Raw genomic sequence first — 2,223 nt, 5'->3', positions numbered from 1 at the left:
GCGGTCGGAGGCGACCACGAGCCCGGCCACGCCGGCCACCGACGCGATGACCAGCACGATACCGAGAAGGAAGCGCGGCTCGCGCCAGGTCGGGCGGGGTCGGGGCACGGTCGGCGGTGTGCTCATGACCCCATGCTGGCGAATCCGTCAAGCCCCGGGGAAAGTTATCCACAGAGACGCTGGATTGCTCGGATGGTCGACACAATAGAGGACATGACCAGCCACTCCGCAGGCGATGCCGTGCGTTTCCTGACGACGGCCGACTGCGCGGAGATCCTGAACGTCGAGCTCGCCGACGTGACCGCTCTCGTTGAGACGGGCGAGCTGCCCGCGATCAAGGTGGGCCCGCAGTGGCGCATCGAGCGCGAGGTGCTCGAGTCCTACATCGCTAGTCTCTACGAAGAGCAGCGCCGTCGCGCCCTGTGGGAGCAGTCCGACTTCGCGAGCCTCACCGAGCTGTCGGGCGGCACGATTCTGCGCCCCGGCGACTGACGCCGCCTCGGCCGCTCCAGCCGCCGCGGTCGCCCCCGGTCAGAGCCGCAGCAGCGTGACCGCCGCGAGGGCGACCATGCGATGCTCGATCACGCTGGACTCGCGTCGCACCGCCCCTCGCTCGTGCACGGCGAGATCGAAGTGGTCGGCGCCGACCCGGTCGATCGTGCCGTGCAGCGGAACGGGTTCCGCGCGGCCCAGCACATCGAGGGGAACCCGCCGACGGGCAAGATCGCGCAGCACCACCCCGATGCCGATCTTGGCCGAGAGCCCGCCGGCCGCGGGCGGCTGCTGCTCAGGCATCCGCTCTCTGCTCTGGCGAAGCCGCGCCGCGCTCAGCGTGACCGACGCGATCGACCCGAGCGGCACCACGCACTCGCCCCCGCCGTCGAGCTCGGCCGCGAGCCAGTCGCGCCCCACCGTCACGGGCGCGATGTCGACGGCCGAGCCGTCGACGAGGCGCAGGCGGATGCCCGGCCCGGCCTTCCCCGCGAGAGAAGCCAGCCGGTCGCGCAGACTCGTGCGGGCGGCGCGCAGCCGCTCCTCTTCGCCGCGCTGCTGCGCGCCCTCGGCGTCGAGCCGGGACTCGAGCTGAGCCTCGAGGTCGTCGAAGAGCAGATCGAAGCGCATGGGGGCGACGCTAGCCGTCGCCGAGGCGCGGCGGAAAAGTTATCAACAATGGAAAAAACCTCTGGCGCTGGCGCCGTGACCCATGAAAGGGTCACAAACACTCGACGACCGTCTCGTCGAGCTCGCACAAGCTGGGGGAAGAATGGCGAACGCACAGCGCCATGAGCGGTTCGATGTCGACGACTACTTCGGGGTTCAGCGCACGGCGGATCTGCCCGATCCTGAACCCCTCATCACCAACCTGACGCGCTGCGTGATCGAGATCCTGGCGGGCGCCCGCGAACTCGAGCAGATCGCGCGCTGGATCACCGACGACGTCTACACGAAGCTCGCTCGCCGGGTCAGCTTCGCAGCGCGGTCGCGGGCGCTGAAGCGGGCACCCGCGCAACGGCCGCGATTGACGATCCTCTCGATCCGCACCTTCGAGCCCGACGCCGGCATCGTCGAGGCGACCGTCGTCGTTCAGATGCCGCAGCGCGTGCGCGCCGTGGCGCTGCGCCTCGAGGGGCTCGACTCGCGCTGGCGCGCGACGAGCATCAGCGTGCTGTAGCAACCCACTCCGCGGCGCGCGCGACGTCGATCAGCGTGCTGCAGCAACCCGCTCCGCGGCGCGCGCCACGTCGATCAGCGTGCTGCAGCAACCCGCTCCGCGGCGCGCGCGTCTCGGGCGCGCCGACCGCGCACAGTCGCGCCCGGTCGCGGGTGGGCTGTTCGATCGTGCGGTGATGCCGGGCGTCGGTCCGCGCCCTCGTGCCCCTGCGCGGCGACATTCGATGCCGGAATGCGCCCACGCAGTTCCGCGCGGCGACATTCGATGCCGGAACGCACCCCGCGATTCCAGCCCGGCGACACTAGACGCCGAAATCCCGCGGGAGAACGGCATCTACTGTCGTCCGACGGGAGATCTGCGTCGCAAAAACGGCATCTAGTGTCGCCGCGCAAGCACCCGCAGGGCGCAAATCGGCGTCTAGTGTCGCCGCGCGAGAACCCGCAGGGCACAAAACGGCGTCTAGTGTCGCCGCGCGGGAAGGTCCCTACCGCTTGCGGTTCTGGGCGCGACGCTGGGCGCGGTTCTGCGGCTCGTCCTCGGAGGCAGCGGCG

The 2,223-nt window shown here is 70.5% G+C and carries 3 protein-coding genes; 2 read left to right on the top strand and 1 reads right to left on the bottom strand.

Going from position 1 to position 2,223, the window contains the following annotated elements; translation table 11 throughout:
* The first annotated feature begins 213 nt into the window (after positions 1 to 213).
* A complete protein-coding gene (locus tag ACM2XV_RS14530) occupies positions 214 to 492 on the top strand; it encodes a helix-turn-helix domain-containing protein (RefSeq protein ID WP_344775073.1) in 279 nt (92 codons plus the stop codon).
* 39 nt (positions 493 to 531) lie between these two features.
* Here the strand turns inward: ACM2XV_RS14530 and ACM2XV_RS14525 are convergent, their stop codons facing one another.
* Entirely contained in the window at positions 532 to 1,122 is a 591-nt protein-coding gene (locus tag ACM2XV_RS14525) for a hypothetical protein (RefSeq protein ID WP_487027448.1), read from the bottom strand.
* Between the two features lie 142 nt (positions 1,123 to 1,264).
* On the opposite strand from ACM2XV_RS14525, the gene ACM2XV_RS14520 reads away from it, so the two are divergent.
* Positions 1,265 to 1,672, top strand: a complete 408-nt coding sequence (locus ACM2XV_RS14520) for an Rv3235 family protein (protein ID WP_344775077.1) — start codon at positions 1,265 to 1,267, stop codon at positions 1,670 to 1,672.
* Positions 1,673 to 2,223 lie beyond the last annotated feature (551 nt).

Source organism: Gryllotalpicola sp. CP2-P1 (assembly GCF_057512245.1).
The sequence above is the reverse complement of the archived record's forward strand: the minus strand, read 5'-3'. Positions and strand labels throughout refer to the sequence as shown.

Coding starts and splice junctions, on each gene's coding strand:
- ACM2XV_RS14530 (WP_344775073.1), top strand. CDS start 214: ATGACCAGCCACTCCGCAGGCGATGCCGTGCGTTTCCTGACGACGGCC.
- ACM2XV_RS14525 (WP_487027448.1), bottom strand. CDS start 1,122: ATGCGCTTCGATCTGCTCTTCGACGACCTCGAGGCTCAGCTCGAGTCC.
- ACM2XV_RS14520 (WP_344775077.1), top strand. CDS start 1,265: ATGGCGAACGCACAGCGCCATGAGCGGTTCGATGTCGACGACTACTTC.